Here is a 19,823-nt window from a genome sequence, read left to right as displayed (position 1 = left end):
CTCAGTCGTCGGAGCGGCTCAGCGCCTTCGCCAAGGCCTTGTCGGGCTGGCCGGCCACCGGCCGGTCGTGGCGCGGCGACAGCTCGCGCTGCGCCATCTGCCGGCGCACCAGAATCCGCTTCACATAGGCGACGTTGGCATTGGCCTGCTCCGGCGGCAGCCCGGAGCGTGCGATGCTCTCCGCCTCGCTCATGCGGCCCTGCAGGCCGACGATGACGGCGAGATTGGTCTTCACCCGCGGACTCGCATCCGGATTGGCGCTGGCCTTGCGCAGTTGCTCCTCGGCCTTCGGCAGCTCGTTGGAGAGCGCATAGGACAGGCCGAGATTGGACAGCACGGAGGGATCGTCGGGCGCGATCTTCAGCGCGGTCGCGTAGTACTGCCGCGCCTCCTCGTTGCGCCCCATCTGGTCGAGCGCGGCGCCCTGCGCCGACAGGATGCGCCAGTCGGGATCCTCGGGCGAATGCGCCCGGCTCAGCACGTCGAACGCCTGCTGGAAATTGCCGTTGTCGGCGAGCGCGCGGCCGTAAGCCGCCAGAAGCGCCTTGTTGCCGGGATTGGCGATGGTCGCCTGCTCGAGCACGGCCACCGCCTGCGAGCGCTGCCCGGTGGCGCGCAGCGCGCTGCCATAGCGCAGCGCGACGTCGGGATCGCTCGGGGTGGCGCGAAAGCGCTCGCGGAGCTGGTCGAGCTCGGCGCGCGGGTCGGAGGCGGCCCCGCCGGGCTTTTCGGACTTGCCGCCGAGCGCGCCGGTGATATCGCCGAGATCGGTGGTCTGGCAGGCGCCGAGACCGAGCAGCACGACGCCGAAGGACAGCGCGAACGCCACAGGCCGGCGCAGAGGGAGGGAACGAAAGGGCCGCGTACGCATGCAACTGAACTACTTCGGGACCGGATGATCTGCACGCTGGCAGATTAACCCTAAGGTCCCGTTAAGCTGTTGCGGCCGTCCCGCTCAATCGATGAATTCGGCGCCGAATTCGCAGCCGATGCGCCAGGCCAAGCGACACTTGCGCTGATGGTCGGGCGAGAACACGATCGTGAACTGCGGCGGGATCTCGACGAATTCAGCCACGACCTTCACGCCGCCATCGGAGATATCCGTCACGGTGCAGTCCCGCGGCAGGCTGCCATTGCCATAATGGATCTTCGCGATCCTCCTGCACAGCCGACGTTCGCTCTTACGACGGTTCGCCAACATCAACATCTCGACGCTCACCCACTCAATCGTCCATCCGAGATCTTCCTTTTAGCGAGGAAACGTTGGGATCTGGCTAGCGCCTGCCCCGGAAATCCGGAGCTGCGATTTGGAATTCGTTTACCTTCCGCCGGCCGGCAGCATGAAGCCGTCGAAATACGCTGCCAGCCGTCTGACATCGTCGATCGGCATGATATCCGCGACATACTGGTCGGGCCTGATGATCACGAGGCAGCCGCTGGCGCGATCGATGCCGCGCATCGCGAAAATGTCCTGGCCGCTCTTCAGATCCGGACAGAACATCTTCTCATAATCGATCAGGCCGTAGCGGCCCTTCCGCGGCAGCAGCAGCGCGGGCATCTTCTCGAGCGCGAGTTCGCGATGGCCCTGCTGGAACACCGCGCGCAGATCGATCACCGAATCGATGTCGGCGCCATCAGGCGTGTAGCGACGCACGGGAGAGGCTGCTTCCTCGCTGAGGAATTGGCACAGGCGGCGGATGGCGGAGTCCGGCGCGGTCGGATCTTCGCTACCCGCAAAGGCGAACAGGCGGAAGCGGCCGTCGGCCTTGATGACGTGACCGAGTTGTAGCGGCTTGGCGTCGCCGAGCCGGATCACCGGGGCAGAATGGAAGCGCTTGCCGATCACGAAACCGGTGGCGAGCGGCTGGAAGGTGTCGTCTCCGGTAAGGACCGACGGCCGATAGTGCGTCGCGGTGCCCGCGGTATACCGGCCGTGGCGCACGAAATAGTCCTGCGTCTTGGCGGCGTCCGCGCCGCCCTGCTTGGCGGCGGACGCCAGAATCCCCGACCATTCGCGGTCGAAATCGATCAGCTCCTGCGCGATCGCCTTGCGCTCGGCCGAGTAGCTGTGCAGCAGCTCCGGCGCGCAACGCTTGCGCAAGACGGCAGCGAGCTTCCAGCCGAGATTGAAGGTGTCCTGCATGGACACGTTCATGCCCTGCCCCGCCTTCGGGCTATGGGTGTGGCAGGCGTCGCCGGCGATGAATACGCGCGGCAGCCTTGTGGCGACCTCCGTCTCCGGCACGTCGTCGAACTTGTCGGTGATGCGCTGGCCGATCTCGTAGACCGACCACCACGCGACCTCTTTCACTTCCAGCATATAGGGCGAGAGAATCCGCCGCGCCTTGGCGATCACCTCGTCGACCGTGATGTTGCGGCCGGCGACGCGCTCGCCGACCTCGAGCTTGGCGAGCTCGACATAGAGCCGCACGAGATAGCCGCCCTCGCGCGGGATCACCAAGAGGCTGCCGTCCTTGGACGATTGGATCAGCGACTTGAAGCGGATGTCGGGGAAATCGGTGACGGCGAGCACGTCCATCACGCCCCAGGCATGGTTGGCGGAATCGCCGTGCAGCTCGCGGCCGATCGCCTTGCGCACCTGGCTTCGAGCACCATCGCAACCGACGACGTAGCGCGCTCTGATGGTCTCGACCTGCCCCTCGTGCTCCGCATCGATGCGGTCGAAGCTGACGGTCACGCCATGCGCGCCGGCGGGCGCTGCGGGATCGATCGTGAGATTGCGCAGCCGCCGCGAATAGTACGGCTCGAGCTTCGCGGCCGAGCGGCGCATCATTTCGAGAAAGAAGTCGTGCACGCGCGCCTGGTTCAGCACGACATGCGGCATCTCCGACAGGCCGTCCTCGACGTCCTGCACGCGGCCGCTGCGCGCGATGTCAGCGCTGTTGGCCTCGTCGGGCTTCCAGAACGTGGTCTCGTTGATCCAGCAGGCTTCCTTCAGCACCTTCTCGGCAAAGCCATAGGCGTTGAACATCTCCATCGTGCGGCAGGCGATGCCGTCGGCCTGGCCGAGCAGCAGCCGGCCGGGCTTCTGCTCGACGATGCAGGTCTTGATATCTGGAAAGGCTGCGAGCTGGGCAGCGAGGTTGAGCCCCGCCGGGCCGCAGCCGACGATGAGGACGTCGACATCAGTCGGCAAAGGGCCGCTCGCACCTTGGCTCGCCACGCGCTCGGCGGCGTCCGCGATCTCGGGATCGCCCGGCTGGAATCCATTCAGGTGGAATTGCATGTGGCGCCCTCCCGCGCTGTTCCTTATTGATCAGTATGCTGATCATCAGTATGCTTGTCAAGCGAGCGAGGGAGATGGGATTTGGCCGAGATGCAGGAGATGCCGGGGCACTTGGCGCGCCGGTTTCAGCAGATCGCAGTGGCGGTGTTCCTGGCCGAGGTCGAGGCGGCCGGATTCGACCTGACGCCGGTTCAGTACGCCGCCCTGGCGGCGATTGCGGCGAACCCTGCCGTCGACCAGATCACGCTGGCCGGACTGATCGCCTACGACCGCACCACGATCACCGGCGTGATCGACCGGCTGGCGCAGAAGGGACTGGTCGTCCGCCAGGCCAGCCTGCGCGACCGGCGCGCGCGGGAGCTCTCGATCACCGCGGAGGGGCGGCGGACATTGGAGGCGATCACGCCGGCGGTGGAGACCGCGCAGCGGATGATGGTGCGCGGCCTGACCAAGGCCGAGGCAAAGGAGCTGGTCCGCCTGATGCAGAAGGCGATCGCCGCCGGCAACGAGCTCAGCCGGGCGCCGTTGCGAGAGGCGGCGGAGCGGTGAGTGTGGAGCGTTGACAGCCGGGGATGTGGCCCGCTCGTTCGCCACGAGCGCCGCTCTGCTCCCTCTCCCCGTTCTTCACGGGGAGAGGGCTGGGGTGAGGGGCAGCCACACGGGCGGTGCGCGCTCGGAGCGTGCTCTGCTCACCAAGAGGGTGTGCAACATCCGCTAGCTGCTCCGAAGCAGCCTGCTACAGGTCAACCAACTAAGTCTGCCCGTGTGGCGCCCCTCACCCCGACCCTCTCCCCGTGAAGAACGGGGAGAGGGAGCGCACCGGCGGTGCGGCGGAGCGGTGATGTCGACGACCGAGGATGTAGCCCGTTCGTTCGCCACGAGCGCCGCTCTGCTCCCTCTCCCCGTTCTTCACGGGGAGAGGGTCGGGGTGAGGGGCAGCTACACGGGCGGTGCGCGTCACGAGCGCGCTCTGCTCACCAACAAGGCGTGCAGCATCAGACATCCGCTCCGAAGCAGCGCGGCACACGTCAACTCACTAGGTCTGCCCGTGCCGCGGCCCCTCACCCCGACCCTCTCCCCGTGAAGAACGGGGAGAGGGAGAACACCGGCACCGCATCGACGTTCGTCCCGCCTCATCGGTAGCTTTTCGAGCGATGGGTTACATGTCCTCGCCGCAGCAGCGCAGGCCGCGAGCTTCCGTTCCCCTCACGAATACCGCATCACCCCATCATCCACCTTGCCGAAGCGCAGTGAGACGATGTCGAGCGCGTAGTTCTGGTACAGCCGCCACGGCCGTTTCGAACCTTGCTTGGGCAGGTCGGCGATCGCGCGCTGCACATAGCCTGAGCTGAAGCTGAGCGACGGCAGCGGCGTGACCGTGGAGTCGTCGTTGTGCGGCACGCATTGGCGGTAGCCGTGCCGGTCCATGTAGTTGAGCAGACGGCAGACATATTCGCAGGTCAGGTCGCATTTCAGCGTCCACGACGCGTTGGTGTAACCGAGCGTCGCCGCCATGTTCGGCACGTCGGAATACATCATCCCCTTGTAGTTCAGCGTCTTCGCGAAATCGACCTTTCGACCGTCGACCACGACCTCGATGCCGCCGAGCACCTGCAAGACCAGCCCGGTCGCGGTGACGACCACGTCGGCTTCGAGCTCGCGGCCGTCCGAGAGGCGCAGGCCGCGCTCGGTGAACGTTTCGATTCCGGCGGTCACCACCGAAGCGCGCTGCTCGCGGATGGTCTTGAACAGATCGCCGTCCGGCACCAGGCACAGCCGCTGGTCCCAGGGATTGTAGCGTGGGGTGAAATGCGTGGCGACGTCGTAGTCGGCGCCGAGCGCGGCGCGCACGCCGCCGAGGATGAGCTGCTTGACGCGCTCCGGCTTGCGCCGGCTGAGCTGGAAGAAGTACATCCCGAACAGCACGTTGCGCCAGCGGATCAAACGATAGGCGAGACCAGCGGGGAGATGCCGGCGCAGCTTGTTCGCCAGCGCATCCTGCGCCGGTCGCGACACGACATAGGTTGGCGAGCGCTGCAGCATCGTCACATTCGCGGCGGTCTTGGCCATCGCCGGCACCAGCGTGACCGCGGTCGCGCCAGATCCGATCACGACGACGCGCTTGCCGGCATAGTCGAGATCCACGGGCCAGGCCTGCGGATGCACGATGCGGCCCTTGAAATCGGCCATGCCCTTGAAGTCCGGCAGGTAGCCGCTCTCGTAGCGATAATAGCCCGAGCACATGAACAGGAAGCCGCAGGTGATTTGCACGATGTCAGTGCCCTGCTCCGTCTTCCGCTCCGCCTCGACGGTCCAGCGCGCGTCTGCGCTGGACCAGGAGGCGTTGAGGACGCGATGGTTGAAGCGGATGTGGCGGTCGATGCCGTTCTCGGTCGCCGTGTCGCGAACGTATTTCAGGATCTGCGGCCCATCGGCAATCGCCTTCGGATCGGTCCACGGCTTGAACGAATAGCCGAGCGTGTACATGTCGCTGTCGGAGCGGATGCCGGGATAGCGGAACAGGTCCCAGGTGCCGCCGATGGCGCCGCGCCCTTCCAGGATCGCGAACCGCTTGCCCGGGCATTTGTGCTGCAGATGATAGGCAGCGGCGATGCCGGACAGTCCGGCGCCGACAATCAGCACATCGACATGCTCTGTTGACATGAGGCGGTCCTGGCGTTCCCTGGTCCGGCGTCCCGCGCCGGTGGCGGACAGTCGCAACCCCGACCGCCGCTGTCAAATCGGCGGCGCGTTCGTAGTCGATCAACTCTCCTGCTGTATCCAAGATGGTCATCCTCAGACGGACCTCGCGATGAACGCCCCCGCCCCGCACCATCAACCGCCCGGCACAGACGGCAGCCGGGAACGCGGCGCGCTGGCGCAGCGCATCGCGTTAGGCGTCAACATCGCTGCGATCGGGCTGGCAGGCTGGTCGCTGTTTCCGAGCTTCCCGACGGGCCAGCTGATCGCGGTCGTCACCGTGATCCCGCTGCTGGCGCTGATCCTCACCTTGCGTTTCCCCGACCGGTTCCGCATCGGCCTAGGCTCCGGCTATGGCGCCAATCTCGGCACCGGCTGCATCGTGGCCGCGGGCACGCTGGCCGCGCGAACGCTGTCGGACGTCAACCTCGTCAGCTGGCTGCCGCTGGCGGCGTTCGCGGTCGCAGTGGCCGTCGTGTTCCTGATCGTCGCCATCAGGTTCGAGAGCCAGCTGCGCCGCCGCGGCTGGCGTATCCTGCTCGCATCGCTGTTCGTCGGCGCCTATGCGTTCGGGACGCTCGGCCAGTTCAACACCGCGCTCGACCACTCGGCGCCGGCGCTGCTACGCAGCCGCGTGCTCTCAAAGCATCTCGGCCACAGCCGTCTTGCGACCCATCAGGTGACGCTGGAGGCGTGGGGCCCGTTTGCGATGGCCACCGACGCGCATGTCACGCAAGCGCTGTACGAGCGGCTCCAGCCCGGGGACGCCGTGTGCCTGCGCCTGCGTGATGGCGCGTTCCGGATGGCGTGGTTCACGGTTGCGGCGTGCCGGTGAGGCGGCGCTGAGCGCCGAACAGGTCTGACCGGCCATTTGCGTCACGGCGTGATGCTGCGTATCCTCTTTTCGCGGGCTGTCCGAGCGCGACGACATTCGGAGCCTTGCGCATCGCCGCGCCCGAAGCTCGCTCCGCTCATCCCGGCCACGCCACGCGAGCCGTCGTTACATGACCGACTTCCTGCCCCGCCCTTTCGCCGTCGACCATCCCGATGTGCTTGAGCTCGACATCCCAGCGCTTGACGCGCGCCCGGGCGCGGTGCTGCTGGCGCGCTCGCCATTTTATCCCGGCGGCGGCGGACAGCTGCCGGACCGCGGCACGATCGCGTGGAACGGGATCGTGCGCGACGTCGTGGGCTTCGAGCCGACCGCTGTCGGCCTCTGGCACCTGATCGGAGACGACGCCATTCCCGACGGCACGATCGAGCTCCATGTCGATCTCGCCTTTCGACAGCGGATGTGCGAGCAGCACACGGTCGCCCACCTCGTCAACAGCGCCGTCTACACGCTGCTCGACGGCGCACTGCTGACCGGCGTCCGCATGACCGACGCCGACGAATTCAGCGTCGATTTCGATCTACCGAAAGTCGCGTCGGAGCAGTTGCGCGCCATCGAGGACGCCGTCAACGCGGCCATCGCCGACGGCCGTCCGGTGCGCTCCTTCGACATGGAGTACGACGCCGCGCAGGCGACCGCCGGCCTGTTCCGCGCCAAATCCGTCGCCCCGCCGCGCCAGGCCGACGGCATGATCCGCATCGTCGATATCGACGGCCTCGACCGCCAGGCCTGCGGCGGCACACATCTGGTGTCGACCGCGCAGGCGCGGCGCATTCGGATTCTGAAGGTGGACAACAAGGGGCGGCAAAATAGGCGGTTCAGGATCGGGCTAGAGAGCCACTAGGAGTGGCCTTGTAGCCCCGATGAATGCGGCGACATCCAGGTCTTACACGCCGTCTCCGCGAGCCCGGATGTCGCTGCGCTCATCCCGCTACGGGACTGTCACGGTTTGGCTCCGGGAGCCGGTCGGGTCTGGCCGGGTGGCGGGAAGACCGGCGCAAACAGACAATCCTGCATCCATGGTTGATTATCCAGGCGCGCGTCGGCATCCGGGTCATATTTCCAGCGCCGCTCCGGCGTTGGCGCGGGCACTGAGGCCGCTCCCGGCGACGCTATGGTCCAATGCGCGATGTCCTTGGTATCCGCGTCATCATCGGGCTCGGGGCATTTATCGTCGCCGGCAAAATCGCGGATTGCGCAGCTCGCCTTTGGGCTCGCGAGGCCGTCCTTGACGACGTCGAGGCTCCGCGTCTCCGAGATATGTCCGCTGGCCCATTCCAAGCTCACGCTACAGATGCGGTCCTGGTGCTGACGATACATGCTGCTGAGGCACGTATAGTTCCAGTTTCCATAAGGCGGAGGCGAGAAGAAGCATGATGCCGGATCATAGCCGGCGAATGCACCGCCGCTGTCCTTCGCAACGATCTGCCGTTGCCGCTCGAGGGCGCGGGTAAACGCGCCGCTTTGCAGCTGGTATGCTCGGCCCCGTGTGAGGTCCAGGAGGATGCGCGCGTCGCTTAGCTGGGCTTCCGAATCGTTCTCGGCCGCACCAAACCGGTCGACGCCACCGGACCGCGTCTTGAGCCAGCGCCGCTGGCTCCGGATCAGCGCCTCGTGAAACTCAGGATCCGTCGTCTCGCGCAGCAGCTTGAAATAGGCGGCGCTCATCGCCTCGTCCGCCTTCCTCAGCTCCGGCGTGGCGCAGATGATCTTGTCGACAGGCTGCTGCGCCTTTGCACAATCCAGCGCCTGGGCCGGACAAGCGGGGAGGAAGACTCCCATGGAGACGACGACACCCCAGAACCCACGCATCATTCCAACTCCGTGTCCGAGCTTACGACCGATGCACAACAACGTCGAAACCTTCCTCGGGCGTCGGCGCCACGAAATACGAGGTGAACAGATCGAACTCCTCGTCGGTCACATTGAACGCATGCCCACCCGCTTCATTGCGCGCCCGCAGCCGCGCCTTGCAGACGTCATCGGGCACGTCCAGATGATGCAGCTGGTGCGACACGCCGGCGGCTTCGAACAGGCCGCGCATCCAGGCACGGCTCGCCAGCGTGTTGGCGGGGAAATCCAGCACTACCGAAACGCCGGCGCGCAGCAGCGCGACGACATGCGGGCCCATCACGGCACGCAGCCGCGAGGAATTCCGGACATAGTCGGCGAGGCTCGTCTGCTCGCCCGGATAGAGCTGCGCCAGCCAATCGTCCTCGGCGATCACGACGGTGGCCGGGCGCCGGCCGAGCTCCGCCACGAGCGTCGACTTGCCGGCAGCGATCTTGCCGCACAAGAGGTGCAGCATGGGTGGGTTCGGAGACATGGATCGAGACCTCACATGCGGCGCCGCCTCAGGCGCCGAAACGTTCACAACATGGCATTCGCAGGCAACCGCGCCCGGCCCGACGGATCAGGCCGGGTCGGTAATTCGACGGCTGAGCGCCGCGCCTGCGATGTGAACATGCAAGATCATGCCGAACATCTTGACAGAGATCGGCAGCATCGTCCAGCGACGGCGCTGCCTGCGTTGACGATCCCCTCGCTGGTCCTGTTCAACGAGGGTGACACCTGTCGTCTTCGCGCCTGCTTGCGGGGATCCGTCGAAAGGTCAGAGTTTGAGCCGTGCTTGAGAGATCGTCCGTTTTTCTATCCCTGACCCGCGCTCTTCTCGGCGAGGTGACGCCATCGCTGCGGACCGTTCAGTTTGAGCTCGTCGATCGCAAGATCGACATCTTCTGCATCTTCGACGGCAGCATGTCAGAGGATGACCGGGAGTCGATGAGTTGCGTGGAGACGGAGGTGATGGCGGACTTTCCGGACGCAACCGTCCGGGCGCAGTGTCTGCGGATCGATCTGCCGGATCCCGTGCCGAATGCACCCGGACGCTCCGCTGTGTTTGCGCGTCGAGAGTAGGTTTTGGCGAGCAGCGAGACCTAACGTCGCGGATGCCGGTGACATCGCTACGGGCCGTGTTTTAAGGGGCCAACCTCAATCTGGAAAAGCTCTAAGAGCGATTCCAGCTGCCGCTCCGTTGACACATTGCGGCCATTGCCGTCTTCCCTGATCCCACGATGCATCGTGTTTGATTTTGCTCATTGGAGGGATTGATGAGACTGACCATCGCTGCCGCGATCGGCGCCGCACTCGCCGGCTTCGCCATCTCGCCGGCCCTGGCCGACGGCTACAAGGACTGCACCAAGCTCGACAAGCCCCAGTGGAAGCCGGCCGCCGAGGCAGAGGCGAAGGCCAAGGATGCGGGCTATGAGGTGCGGCGTTCCAAGGTCGAGGGCAGCTGCTACGAGGTCTATGGCGTCAAGGCCGGCAAGCTGTATGAGCTGTTCTACAGCCCGGAAGACCTCAGCCTGAAGCATACGATCGCCAAGTAGTCGGCGCCAAGTAATCTGCGCCAAGTAATCGGCACGCGTGCAGCATCGCTGCACGCCCTGATGTGACGGCCATGCACGGCACAGCTCCGAGATCGAGCTCCAAGGACCCAGACCAGGCCGAGACCGTGCTGGTCTGGGATCTTCCCTTGCGCCTGTGGCATTGGATGCTGGCCGCGCTGGTGGTCGTCGCCGGGGTCACACCGAACGTCTATGATGGCCTGCATCGCGTGGCCGGCTACGCGATCCTCGGGCTGCTCACCTTTCGGCTGATCTGGGGCGTTCTCGGCACGCGCCATTCGCGCTTTCGCAGCCTCCGCGCCCGGCTCCGCGCGACACCGGCTTATTTGTGGAATCTGCGGCGCGGCAAGACCGGGCGCTATCTCGGCCTCAACCCGGCCGGCACGGCGATGCAGCTGGTGCTGCTGCTCGTGCTGATCGTGTCCGCCGTCACCGGCGCGATGCAAGTGACGGTGCGGTTCTTCGGCGTGTGGTGGGTCGAGGATACCCATGAGATCACCTCGTATCTGTTGATCCCGCTGGTCGTGCTGCATGTCGCCGGCGTCGTGCTGGTCAGCCGTCTGCAGGGCGAGAACCTCGCGCGCGCCATGCTGACGGGGCGCAAGCTGCTACGGCGCACGATGCAGCGCGGACTCCAACGCCAAACGGACTCATCGGGGACACAGGGAACTCACAATCCCTGATCGTTGCACTGAGGACACAGTTCCCGCAAAAGCTGCCAACGACGCCCGCTGTGTTATTGCACCCTGCCGCGAAGCGCCGAACAATCGCAGGTATCGGATGCCTGACCGCTCCTGCCTGCAGGAGCACGGATCTTGGGGAGGCCGGATGATGAGCTCGCAGCAGTTCACCACGCGTGCGTTGTGCCGATCGGTTGTTCTCGCAGGCTGCGTCATCGCCTGGCCCGCGGCAGCCGCCGAGCCGGAGCCAGCGACGACGCCGGTCGTGGCGGAAGTGACGGCATCGACAACGACGGCACCGACAGCCACGCAGCCGCTCTCATCCGAGACAGCGCTGACGACGGCATCGATCACGCCGTCGGCTCCCCTGCCCGTCGATGAGTTGGTCGCGCCGACGGCCGCGGGCGAAGTACCGAGATCTACCGTCGCCAGCGCCGATCGCATCGAGATCCTCGACGAGTGCCCCGACATCGACGCCTGTGTCGATCGCTATCTGTTTGCGCTGTATGAGCGCGCGCCGAAGCTCGACAAGATCAGGGAGACCGAGCGCCGTGTCGTCACGATCAAGCGCAAGGGCCGCATGGTGAAGGTGACACGCAGCTTCACCAGGCTCGTCGACAATGATTTCGCCTGGAAGGATCCGAAGGCCGCCGAGCGCGTCGGCCGCAGCATGGCGGAATATGTGATCGGCGGCATGGACCGCGGCTTCAAGCTGAAGCTGTTTCACACGCTGCACGCCGCGGAGGCCACAGGTCTCGCGCCCGGCATCACCAGCGGCTTCCGCGACGATTATCGCCAGGAGATCGCGAGCGGGCTGAAGGCTGCCACCAACCGATCCTATCACGGCGGCAGCCTGCGCGGCGGCTACGGCCACGGCCTTGCCGCCGACATCGTCAGCGTCAACGGCGCGACGCGCGCACAGCGCTGGGTGGCGACCGAGCAGCTGTGGAAATGGGTCGACGCCAACGGCAAGAGTTTTGGTGTCGGCCGCCCCTATCTCGACCGCGACCCGCCGCATGTCGGCCCGGTCGACGGCGAGGAATACACCAAGCACCGCACGCCGGCCGTGAAGGTCGCCGCGGTGGAGACGAAGAAGCACAAGCGGATCGCGGCGCGGCAGGAGCATCACGCGGGGAAGCGCGCGAAGACCGTGCGGGCGTCTGCGCTGGCGTCGCGGCGGACGGGGTGATCGTCTCGCCGCTGCCGGGGTGGCGACGCCCGAGTGATGTCCTAGAGCGCGCGCATTCTCCGTCATTGCGAGCGAAGCGAAGCAATTCAGAGTCTCGCCCACATCCCTGGATTGCTTCGCTTCGCTCGCAATGACAACGTCCGTGCAGAGCGCCGCGGCCGTAGGGTGGGCAAAGGCGCGGACGACGCCGTCGCGTCATTCGCAGATCCATTGCGCGCCGTGCCCACCGTGATGCATGCGATGCCCGATCGTGGTGGGCACGCTTCTGCCGTCGTTTGTCGAGACACTGAGCAAGACGGCGCTTTGCCCACCCTACGCAGAGAACAAAAAAGCCGGGGCAATGCCCCGGCCTTCGCTGTCTCCGCCGCGCGTAAGCGCAGAACTCAGTAGCGATAGTGGTCCGACTTGAACGGGCCTTCCTGCTTGACGCCGATATAGGCGGCCTGGTCGGGGCGCAGCTCGGTGAGCTTGACGCCGATCTTGGCGAGGTGCAGGCGGGCCACCTTCTCGTCGAGCGACTTCGGCAGCACGTAGACTTCCTTCTTGTACTTGCCGTCCTTGTTGTTGGCGTAGAGCTCGATCTGCGCCAGCGTCTGGTTGGTGAAGGACGCCGACATCACGAACGACGGATGGCCCATCGCGTTGCCGAGGTTCACGAGGCGGCCTTCCGACAGCAGGATCATGCGCTTGCCGTCGGGGAAGGTGATCTCGTCGACCTGCGGCTTGATGTTCGTCCACTTCAGGTTCTTCAGCGAGGCGACCTGGATCTCGTTGTCGAAGTGGCCGATGTTGCAGACGATGGCGCGATCCTTCATCGCGCGCATGTGCTCGATGGTGATGATGTCCTTGTTGCCGGTGGCGGTCACGAAGATGTCGGCGCGCGGCGCGGCATCTTCCATCGTCACCACCTCATAGCCCTCCATCGATGCCTGCAACGCGCAGATCGGATCGATCTCTGAGACCATGACGCGGCAGCCGGCCTGGCGCAGCGAGGCGGCCGAGCCCTTGCCGACGTCGCCGAAGCCCGCGACCATCGCGACCTTGCCCGACATCATCACGTCGGTGCCGCGGCGGATGCCGTCGACCAGCGACTCGCGGCAGCCATAGAGGTTGTCGAACTTCGACTTGGTGACGCTGTCGTTGACGTTGATCGCCGGCCACAGCAGCGTGCCGGCCTTCTGCATGTCGTACAGACGATGCACGCCGGTGGTGGTCTCTTCCGAGACACCCTTGATCGACTTGGCGATCTCGGCGAAGTAGCCCTTCGGCTTCTCCTTGAGCTGCTTCTTCAGCAGCGCGAAGAACACTTCCTCTTCCTCGGAGGCCGGCTTGTCGAGGAACGCCGTATCGCCGTTCTCGGCGCGCAGGCCGAGATGGACGTACATGGTGGCGTCGCCGCCGTCATCGAGGATCATGTTCGGATGGCCGCCGCCATGCCAGTCGAACAGCTTGGCGGTGTAGTCCCAATAGTCGACCAGGGTCTCGCCCTTGACGGCGAACACAGGGATGCCGGCGGCGGCGATCGCGGCCGCGGCGTGGTCCTGGGTCGAGTAGATGTTGCAGGAGACCCAGCGGATGTCGGCGCCGAGGGCGGCCAGCGTCTCGATCAGCACCGCGGTCTGAATGGTCATGTGCAGGGAGCCTGCGATGCGCGCGCCCTTCAGCGGCTGCTTCGGGCCATACTCCTCGCGCGTCGCCATCAGGCCGGGCATCTCGGTCTCAGCAAGCGAGATCTCCTTGCGGCCGAACTCGGCGAGCGACATGTCCTTGACGATGTAGTCGGTAAAACCTGGCTTGGCGGTCATGTGGGGGTTCCTGGTCGGATGAATTCGAACTGATCGTAACGAATGAGATAGACGCGTCGAGGCGCAGTCCAGATCACTCTCCCCGTTCCTTACGGGGAGAGGCAATGGCGGCCTTCTGCCGCCGTCTTCAATCTAACGACACCGATGCGGGGCATCGGCAGTCATCTCTCCCCGCGCGCGAGGGGAGATGACGTATGAATCACACCGCGCGCTTCAGCGGCTCCACGAGGTCGGTCTTCTCCCAGGAGAAGCCGCCCTCATTGTCCGGCGTGCGGCCGAAATGGCCGTAGGACGAGGTGCGCGCGTAGATCGGACGGTTGAGGTCGAGATGAGTGCGGATACCGCGCGGCGTCAGGTCCATGGCCTTGGCCACGGCCTTCTCGAGCGCATCCTCCGACACCTTGCCGGTGCCGTGAGTGTCGATATAGATCGACAGCGGCCGCGCCACGCCGATGGCGTAGGCAAGCTGCAGGGTGCAGCGATCGGCGAGACCGGCGGCGACAATATTCTTAGCGACATAGCGCGCCGCATAGGCGGCCGAGCGATCGACCTTGGTCGGGTCTTTGCCGGAGAACGCGCCGCCGCCATGCGGGGCCGCGCCGCCGTAGGTATCGACGATGATCTTCCGGCCTGTGAGGCCGGCATCGCCGTCGGGACCGCCGATGAAGAACTTGCCGGTCGGGTTGATGTGCCAGATCGTCTTCGGAGTGATCCAGCCTTCCGGCAGCGCCTTGCGCACGTAGGGCTCCACGCGCTCGCGCACCTGCGCCGACGTCATGTCCTCGACCAGATGCTGATGCGAGACCACGATCTCCCGCACGCCGACCGGCTTGCCGTTCTCATATTGCACGGTGACCTGGCTCTTGGAGTCCGGGCCGAGCACCTTTTCGACGCCGGAGTGACGGGCTTCCGAGATCAGGCGCAGGATCTTGTGGGCGTAGAAGATCGGCGCCGGCATCAGATCGGGCGTCTCGTTGGTGGCGTAACCGAACATGATGCCCTGGTCGCCGGCGCCCTCTTCCTTGACTTCGCCCGGCTGCAGCGCATCGACGCCCTGCGCGATGTCGGCCGACTGCGGATGCAAGAGGATCTCGATGTCGCAGGTCTTCCAGTGGAAACCTTGCTGCTCGTAGCCGATGTCCTTGATGGCCTCGCGGACGACGTGCTCGATGTGCTCGTTGGTCACCGAGGACGGACCACGGGTCTCACCGGCGATCACGACCTTGTTGGTGGTCGCCAGAGTTTCGCAGGCGGCGCGGATCTGCCAGGGGTCGATGCCGGCCTTCGGTCCTTCGCGGTAGAACAGGTCGACGATCTCGTCCGAAATCCGGTCGCAGACCTTGTCCGGATGGCCCTCGGACACCGATTCCGACGTGAACAGATATGACGCGCGCATCAAGCAACCCCTTCTTTGCCGCCCACGGCGGTCGTTTGTATTGATCTCAAGGTGACCTCGATTGATCCCCAGGATGTCAGTCGCGACGCCGCGAGATGACGTAGGACTCGTCGTAGAACCACAGCCCGTTGTGCTTTCGCAGGACCTCTCTGGCGGCATCGAGCGCGCGGGACGAGTGGGCCACCTCGGTCAGGCGGTCTTCCTCGATCTGCGCGACATACACCGCCGCGTTCCAGGCTGCAAAGGCCGTCGAGGTTCCGATCGCACCGGTGACCTCGTTGGGCAGAGCCTCCATCTCATACCTGAAAATCGAGCGATTGTCCGCATAGGCGTTAAAATTTAAGTCCCGCCCACTGGAGCCCAGCTCGTACTTGACGGCGCGCAATAGCTCATGCCGGCTGACCGAGAAAGGATTTTCTCCGGGCCAGACCGACTGGATGATTTCCAGGCCCGGATCCTGGCCGTGGGAGTGGATTCCGATCAGCCGGCCGCCGGGTTTCAGGGCCCGCGCCAGCGGTGCGATGATCCGTTTGGCGCGGAAATTCACCGAGGAACGCGCCCGATAGGGCTGCGAGGCGATGATCAGGTCGAAATTGGCCTCGACCCGCCCTGCCCTGGGAATGATGTTGTCGAGCAGGAAGCGGTGGTCCTCGCGGTACAGCACCAGCGCGATCGGGCGCTCATAGACCGGCATGCCCGTGCGCTGCGAGACGTTGGCGCGCCAGTTCTGCTCCAGGAACGGCTTCAGCGCCGTGATCTGCGCCTCGAAATCGCCCGAGGAATCACCCTGCAGCACGACCTCGTGCCAGATCATCGAGGCCGCCACCGACGGTGAGGCCGGCGTCAGCCAGGGCGCCTCGGCATAGTTCATGTTGGTGAACACGAACACCGAGGCCGGATGCTCGAACAGCCGGTCCGGCACCTTTTCCAGGGTCAGCCGGACGTCCTCGAGGCTCAGCTCCTTGCCGGCGACATAGAACGGAATGTGTGGAAAACGGCCGTGCATCGTCCGCAGCACCTTCGACAGCACGGTGCCATCGCCGACGCCGGCGTCGAACAGCCGCAGCGCCGGCGGACGCGGATGAATGCTGGCGAGCTCGAGACCGACGCGCTCGGCGACCACCCGCTTCTCGCTGCAGGTGTGCACGAACAGCAGATATTTCTGGCGGTTCTCGAAGAAGCGGAAATTGCTCTTGGGGTCGCGCTTCTCCGGCACCACGTCGAGCCGCGGCGGCGGCAGCGTGCCCGTGGAGGCCGCGATATACGCCTGGATGCGGTCCAGCGTATCGATGGTGATGCGCTTGCCCTCGCGCAGCCGCTGCACGAGCTTGCCGTCGTTGACGGCCCGCCGGCCGAACGTCGATTCCGCCATGTCCGACTGGCGGCAGAACTCCGTGATCTGGGCGAGCAGCTGGTCGTTCTTCATGCGGCCGGAAAGGGTGGGAAACAGCGGTGGGCAGATGGCCCGTAGCCCAACGCTGTAGCACCTTCTGCCCACCGTGCATAGCCGCGAGTCGGTACCTTGTTCCGCCACGCTTAGAAGCGATACAGTTCCCGCGGGATCAACGCTGGGGTGCGCATGTCGAGGTATCTGGGGTCCACGCTGTCCGTGGCCGCGCTGCTGTTTGTCGCGACGCTGAGTCAGGCGGCTGCCGGCTACCTCGATGAAAATCCGGACGAGGTCTTCGCAGGTGTCTACGAACGGCTCGGCGCGCTGCCGCTGCAGGCGGCCCGGGATCCGTTCGTGTGGCTGCGGCTGCAGGAGCTGAAGCGCGAGCCCTGTGACCAGAAGAGCATCGGCGACCTCGCGCTGATGCTCGACAAGCTCGGCTATCGCCGTCAGGCCGCCGAAGGCCAATTCCGCTTTGTGAAGGACTGCGGCGCCCCGCTCATGGCCCTGCACCGCGCCGCCGACACCTACATGAAGCTGACCGACTATCCCAAAGCGGTCGAGGTCGCCGACGAGTATGTCCGGAGGGCTCCGTCGAATCGGGATGCGCATTATCTGCGCGCCACGGCGCTGGCCGGCGCCGGCGACCACCAGCGCGCGCTGGCCGACTACTCCGACACGATCGAGCTGTCGCAGGACAAGGCCAAGGTCGCGAGCCGGGTCTTTACCCAGATGTCCGAGTCCTATGCGGCGCTGAAGCGCTATTGCGAGGCGATCTCGCCGATCAGCCAGTGGGTGTCGTTCGATCCGCGCGCCCGCGACACCAGCCAGACCCAGCGTATGATCGCCGACTACGAACGCCAGGGCAATTGCGCTGCATCGACCGACGCGCATCAGGAGCGCTTTCCGCTACGCGGACAGAAGAACGTCATCGTGATCAAGGCGGAGATCAACGGCATCAAGGGATCGTTCATCCTCGACACCGGCGCGAGCTACGTCTCGGTCCGCACCGGCTTCGCTGAGCGCGCCAAGCTGCCTCAGAGCGGAGGCAGCGACATCACGCTCGTCACGGCGAACGGAGAGACAAAGGCGCGGCTGTCCCGGGCGGACAAGATCAAGCTGAACTCGCTCCAAGCGACTGGAATTCCGGTGGCGGTTCAGAGTGGCGAGCAGAAGGACTACGGCACCGGGATCGACGGATTGCTCGGCATGAGCTTCCTCTCCCGCTTCGACGTCCAGATCGCCGCCGACTTCGTCGAGGTGCGGCCGCGCCGCGCGCAGAGGCCGTAGGGCGCAGCTCAATACATCAGCGGGATCGAGCTCGTGAGACGGCGCATGGGGCGGAGGCGCCTTGAACCAAGGGATCATTGGCGACAACAGACGATCAGTCGTCCTCGCTCTTCGCCTCACGGTCCGTGCCTATGCGCCGCTCGCTCCTGCTGCTCCTCCCGTTGTTGGCCGCCCTGATCGCGCCCGCAGCGTCCGCCCAATCCCGTTCGCAGCTCGGCCCGCTCTGCACCACCGAGACGACGCCAGCGGATCAGATGATCGCGGCCTGCACCAAGATCATCGCGTTGAAGGTGTTCTCCGGCGGCCAGCTCGCCACGATCTATTTCTGGCGCGCGGTCGGGTGGAACAAGAAAGGCGACTACGCTCATGTGATCGCGGACGCCACCGAGGCGATCCGGCTGCAGCCGTCGCAGGCGGTCTACAATCTCCGCGGCTCCGCCTATTACGACAAGGGCGAGGACGACATCGCCATCGCCGACTTCAACGACGCCCTCAAGCTTGGGCCGCCGAGCGCAACCATCTATCACAACCGCGGCAACGCCTATCGCTCCAAGGGCGACTACGCCCATGCGCTCGGCGATTACGACCAGGCCATCAAGCTCAGCCCGCGCGAAGCCTATAGCTGGCAGAACCGCGGCATCACCAAGGCCGCCCAGGGCGATCTGGACGGCGCACTGAGCGACATCAACGAAGCGATCCGGCTCAATCCATCGCTCGCCTCGGCGATGACCAACCGCTCGGTGATCTGGCGCGCCAAAGGCAACATCGAGCGCGCCATCGCCGATGGCTCCGAGGCGGTCCGGCTGGCGCAGAATCCGCCCGCCAATGTGATGACGCCGCCCGGCAGCGTCGTCATTGCCGCGCTGGTGCATCGCGCGCTCGCCTATGAGGCCAAGGGCGAGCTCGATGCCGCGAAGAGCGACTACGCGGCCGCGCTCAAGCCGACCGCGTCGGATTCCGGCAGCAAGGCTAACCAGGCCACCGCCAAGGTGCGGCTGTCGCTGCTGTCGGAGCCGGCCCCGCCGCCGCAACGGACGGACACGCAGATCTCACCGTCATCGACCGCCGCAGCGCCGATCGGACAACGCATGGCGCTGGTCATCGGCAACGGCGCCTATGCGCATGTGCAGGCCCTACCCAACCCGCCGCGGGATGCTCGCGCGATCGCCAAGAGCCTGCGCGATATCGGTTTCACCGTGGTGGAGGGTACCGATTTGGACCGGGCGGCCATGCAGGCCAAGACCCGCGACTTCCTGCGCGAAGCCGCGCGGGCGCAGGTCGCCGTCGTGTTCTATGCCGGGCATGGCGTGCAGATCGACGGCCGCAACTATCTTGTGCCCACAGACATCGCGTTCGGGTCGGGAAGCAACGTCACGTCAGCCATGGTCGACATGGACCAGATCCTCGCCGGGCTTGACGATCAGGTCCGCACCAACATCCTGATCCTCGATGCCTGCCGCAACAATCCGTTCGCGCCGCCGGAAGGCGCCGGCACTGCGGCAAGCCGGAGCCTGAGCGGCAGTGGCTTGGCCGCCCCATCCTCGCTCGGCACCGGTGCGACCTCGGGCGCCGGCACGCTGATCGCGTTTGCGACGGCTCCGGGCAAGGTCGCGCTCGACGGCGATGGCGAGAACAGCCCGTTTTCCGCGGCACTGTCGCGCCACATCGGCACGCCCGGGCTCGAGGTGCAGCAGATGCTGACGCGGGTGCGCGCCGAGGTCGTCGCCGGCACCAAAAACCGACAGGTGCCGTGGTCGAACTCCTCGCTGCTCGGCGAGGTCTATCTGGCGACGAAATAGAGCTGCGGGAACTCGGTGGCTGCGACAG

General features: G+C 65.6%; 17 protein-coding genes. 8 read left to right on the top strand and 9 right to left on the bottom strand.

What is annotated here, in order from left to right:
* Nucleotide 1: 1 nt before the first annotated feature.
* From BRAD285_RS08730 to BRAD285_RS08720, 3 genes are all read right to left on the bottom strand, one after another.
* Nucleotides 2-871, bottom strand: coding sequence for a tetratricopeptide repeat protein (locus tag BRAD285_RS08730; protein ID WP_006608999.1), 870 nt, complete (start codon nucleotides 869-871; stop codon nucleotides 2-4).
* Nucleotides 872-955: 84 nt separating this feature from the next.
* Complete coding sequence (locus BRAD285_RS08725; RefSeq protein ID WP_035644208.1) at nucleotides 956-1,201, bottom strand: PilZ domain-containing protein; 246 nt, start codon at nucleotides 1,199-1,201, stop codon at nucleotides 956-958.
* A 117-nt stretch (nucleotides 1,202-1,318) separates the two neighbouring features.
* Complete coding sequence (locus BRAD285_RS08720; protein ID WP_006609001.1) at nucleotides 1,319-3,247, bottom strand: FAD-binding monooxygenase; 1,929 nt, start codon at nucleotides 3,245-3,247, stop codon at nucleotides 1,319-1,321.
* Between the two features lie 99 nt (nucleotides 3,248-3,346).
* Here BRAD285_RS08720 and BRAD285_RS08715 point away from each other — a divergent pair, with 99 nt between their 5' ends.
* Complete coding sequence (locus tag BRAD285_RS08715; protein ID WP_172889863.1) at nucleotides 3,347-3,796, top strand: MarR family winged helix-turn-helix transcriptional regulator; 450 nt, start codon at nucleotides 3,347-3,349, stop codon at nucleotides 3,794-3,796.
* Nucleotides 3,797-4,453: 657 nt separating this feature from the next.
* On the opposite strand, the gene BRAD285_RS08710 is transcribed toward BRAD285_RS08715, so the two are convergent.
* Nucleotides 4,454-5,911: an NAD(P)/FAD-dependent oxidoreductase gene (locus BRAD285_RS08710; protein WP_006609469.1), complete on the bottom strand. Its 1,458-nt coding sequence runs from the start codon at nucleotides 5,909-5,911 to the stop codon at nucleotides 4,454-4,456.
* Between the two features lie 148 nt (nucleotides 5,912-6,059).
* On the opposite strand from BRAD285_RS08710, the gene BRAD285_RS08705 reads away from it, so the two are divergent.
* Together BRAD285_RS08705 and BRAD285_RS08700 are read left to right on the top strand one after the other, a co-directional pair.
* A complete protein-coding gene (locus tag BRAD285_RS08705; RefSeq protein ID WP_006609470.1) occupies nucleotides 6,060-6,782 on the top strand; it encodes a hypothetical protein in 723 nt (240 codons plus the stop codon).
* A gap of 169 nt (nucleotides 6,783-6,951) precedes the next feature.
* The gene (locus tag BRAD285_RS08700; protein WP_006609471.1) at nucleotides 6,952-7,683 is read left to right on the top strand and encodes an alanyl-tRNA editing protein; all 732 of its coding nucleotides are present in this window, start codon (nucleotides 6,952-6,954) and stop codon (nucleotides 7,681-7,683) included.
* A 98-nt stretch (nucleotides 7,684-7,781) separates the two neighbouring features.
* Here BRAD285_RS08700 and BRAD285_RS08695 read toward each other — a convergent pair whose 3' ends face one another.
* Both BRAD285_RS08695 and BRAD285_RS08690 read right to left on the bottom strand, forming a co-directional pair.
* Nucleotides 7,782-8,654: a lysozyme inhibitor LprI family protein gene (locus BRAD285_RS08695; protein ID WP_006609472.1), complete on the bottom strand. Its 873-nt coding sequence runs from the start codon at nucleotides 8,652-8,654 to the stop codon at nucleotides 7,782-7,784.
* A 19-nt stretch (nucleotides 8,655-8,673) separates the two neighbouring features.
* On the bottom strand, nucleotides 8,674-9,165 hold the full coding sequence (locus tag BRAD285_RS08690) for an ATP-binding protein (protein WP_006609473.1): 492 nt from the start codon (nucleotides 9,163-9,165) through the stop codon (nucleotides 8,674-8,676).
* 784 nt (nucleotides 9,166-9,949) lie between these two features.
* Between BRAD285_RS08690 and BRAD285_RS08680 the strand changes: the two genes are divergently transcribed.
* The 3 genes from BRAD285_RS08680 to BRAD285_RS08670 all read left to right on the top strand — a co-directional run bounded on the left by BRAD285_RS08680 (nucleotide 9,950) and on the right by BRAD285_RS08670 (nucleotide 12,115).
* Nucleotides 9,950-10,228 carry a PepSY domain-containing protein gene (locus tag BRAD285_RS08680; protein WP_006609475.1) on the top strand — a complete coding sequence of 93 codons (279 nt, stop codon included), beginning with the start codon at nucleotides 9,950-9,952 and terminating at the stop codon, nucleotides 10,226-10,228.
* 71 nt (nucleotides 10,229-10,299) lie between these two features.
* Nucleotides 10,300-10,929 (top strand): cytochrome b/b6 domain-containing protein, encoded by a 630-nt coding sequence (locus BRAD285_RS08675; RefSeq protein WP_035644533.1) that lies wholly within the window; start codon nucleotides 10,300-10,302, stop codon nucleotides 10,927-10,929.
* Nucleotides 10,930-11,074: 145 nt separating this feature from the next.
* The gene (locus BRAD285_RS08670; RefSeq protein ID WP_006609477.1) at nucleotides 11,075-12,115 is read left to right on the top strand and encodes a hypothetical protein; all 1,041 of its coding nucleotides are present in this window, start codon (nucleotides 11,075-11,077) and stop codon (nucleotides 12,113-12,115) included.
* Between the two features lie 383 nt (nucleotides 12,116-12,498).
* Here the strand turns inward: BRAD285_RS08670 and ahcY are convergent, their stop codons facing one another.
* From ahcY to BRAD285_RS08655, 3 genes are all read right to left on the bottom strand, one after another.
* Nucleotides 12,499-13,920, bottom strand: a complete 1,422-nt coding sequence (ahcY, locus tag BRAD285_RS08665; protein WP_006609478.1) for an adenosylhomocysteinase — start codon at nucleotides 13,918-13,920, stop codon at nucleotides 12,499-12,501.
* Between the two features lie 199 nt (nucleotides 13,921-14,119).
* The gene (metK, locus tag BRAD285_RS08660) at nucleotides 14,120-15,316 is read right to left on the bottom strand and encodes a methionine adenosyltransferase (RefSeq protein ID WP_035644537.1); all 1,197 of its coding nucleotides are present in this window, start codon (nucleotides 15,314-15,316) and stop codon (nucleotides 14,120-14,122) included.
* Nucleotides 15,317-15,392: 76 nt separating this feature from the next.
* Complete coding sequence (locus BRAD285_RS08655) at nucleotides 15,393-16,742, bottom strand: hypothetical protein (RefSeq protein ID WP_006609480.1); 1,350 nt, start codon at nucleotides 16,740-16,742, stop codon at nucleotides 15,393-15,395.
* Nucleotides 16,743-16,895: 153 nt separating this feature from the next.
* On the opposite strand from BRAD285_RS08655, the gene BRAD285_RS08650 reads away from it, so the two are divergent.
* Both BRAD285_RS08650 and BRAD285_RS08645 read left to right on the top strand, forming a co-directional pair.
* On the top strand, nucleotides 16,896-17,996 hold the full coding sequence (locus BRAD285_RS08650; protein WP_050886729.1) for an aspartyl protease family protein: 1,101 nt from the start codon (nucleotides 16,896-16,898) through the stop codon (nucleotides 17,994-17,996).
* A 131-nt stretch (nucleotides 17,997-18,127) separates the two neighbouring features.
* Nucleotides 18,128-19,795 (top strand): caspase family protein, encoded by a 1,668-nt coding sequence (locus BRAD285_RS08645; protein WP_006609482.1) that lies wholly within the window; start codon nucleotides 18,128-18,130, stop codon nucleotides 19,793-19,795.
* The last annotated feature ends 28 nt before the right edge of the window (nucleotides 19,796-19,823 follow it).

Origin of the sequence: Bradyrhizobium sp. ORS 285 (assembly GCF_900176205.1) — a bacterium.
Classification (GTDB): Bacteria; Pseudomonadota; Alphaproteobacteria; order Rhizobiales; family Xanthobacteraceae; genus Bradyrhizobium.
This window is presented reverse-complemented; position numbering and strand designations above follow the sequence as displayed.

Coding starts and splice junctions, on each gene's coding strand:
- BRAD285_RS08705 (WP_006609470.1), top strand. CDS start 6,060: ATGAACGCCCCCGCCCCGCACCATCAACCGCCCGGCACAGACGGCAGC.
- BRAD285_RS08670 (WP_006609477.1), top strand. CDS start 11,075: ATGATGAGCTCGCAGCAGTTCACCACGCGTGCGTTGTGCCGATCGGTT.
- ahcY (WP_006609478.1), bottom strand. CDS start 13,920: ATGACCGCCAAGCCAGGTTTTACCGACTACATCGTCAAGGACATGTCG.
- BRAD285_RS08730 (WP_006608999.1), bottom strand. CDS start 871: ATGCGTACGCGGCCCTTTCGTTCCCTCCCTCTGCGCCGGCCTGTGGCG.
- BRAD285_RS08680 (WP_006609475.1), top strand. CDS start 9,950: ATGAGACTGACCATCGCTGCCGCGATCGGCGCCGCACTCGCCGGCTTC.
- BRAD285_RS08690 (WP_006609473.1), bottom strand. CDS start 9,165: ATGTCTCCGAACCCACCCATGCTGCACCTCTTGTGCGGCAAGATCGCT.
- BRAD285_RS08645 (WP_006609482.1), top strand. CDS start 18,128: ATGCGCCGCTCGCTCCTGCTGCTCCTCCCGTTGTTGGCCGCCCTGATC.
- BRAD285_RS08695 (WP_006609472.1), bottom strand. CDS start 8,654: ATGATGCGTGGGTTCTGGGGTGTCGTCGTCTCCATGGGAGTCTTCCTC.
- BRAD285_RS08655 (WP_006609480.1), bottom strand. CDS start 16,742: ATGAAGAACGACCAGCTGCTCGCCCAGATCACGGAGTTCTGCCGCCAG.
- BRAD285_RS08700 (WP_006609471.1), top strand. CDS start 6,952: ATGACCGACTTCCTGCCCCGCCCTTTCGCCGTCGACCATCCCGATGTG.
- metK (WP_035644537.1), bottom strand. CDS start 15,316: ATGCGCGCGTCATATCTGTTCACGTCGGAATCGGTGTCCGAGGGCCAT.
- BRAD285_RS08675 (WP_035644533.1), top strand. CDS start 10,300: ATGCACGGCACAGCTCCGAGATCGAGCTCCAAGGACCCAGACCAGGCC.
- BRAD285_RS08710 (WP_006609469.1), bottom strand. CDS start 5,911: ATGTCAACAGAGCATGTCGATGTGCTGATTGTCGGCGCCGGACTGTCC.
- BRAD285_RS08715 (WP_172889863.1), top strand. CDS start 3,347: ATGCCGGGGCACTTGGCGCGCCGGTTTCAGCAGATCGCAGTGGCGGTG.
- BRAD285_RS08720 (WP_006609001.1), bottom strand. CDS start 3,247: ATGCAATTCCACCTGAATGGATTCCAGCCGGGCGATCCCGAGATCGCG.
- BRAD285_RS08650 (WP_050886729.1), top strand. CDS start 16,896: ATGTCGAGGTATCTGGGGTCCACGCTGTCCGTGGCCGCGCTGCTGTTT.
- BRAD285_RS08725 (WP_035644208.1), bottom strand. CDS start 1,201: ATGTTGGCGAACCGTCGTAAGAGCGAACGTCGGCTGTGCAGGAGGATC.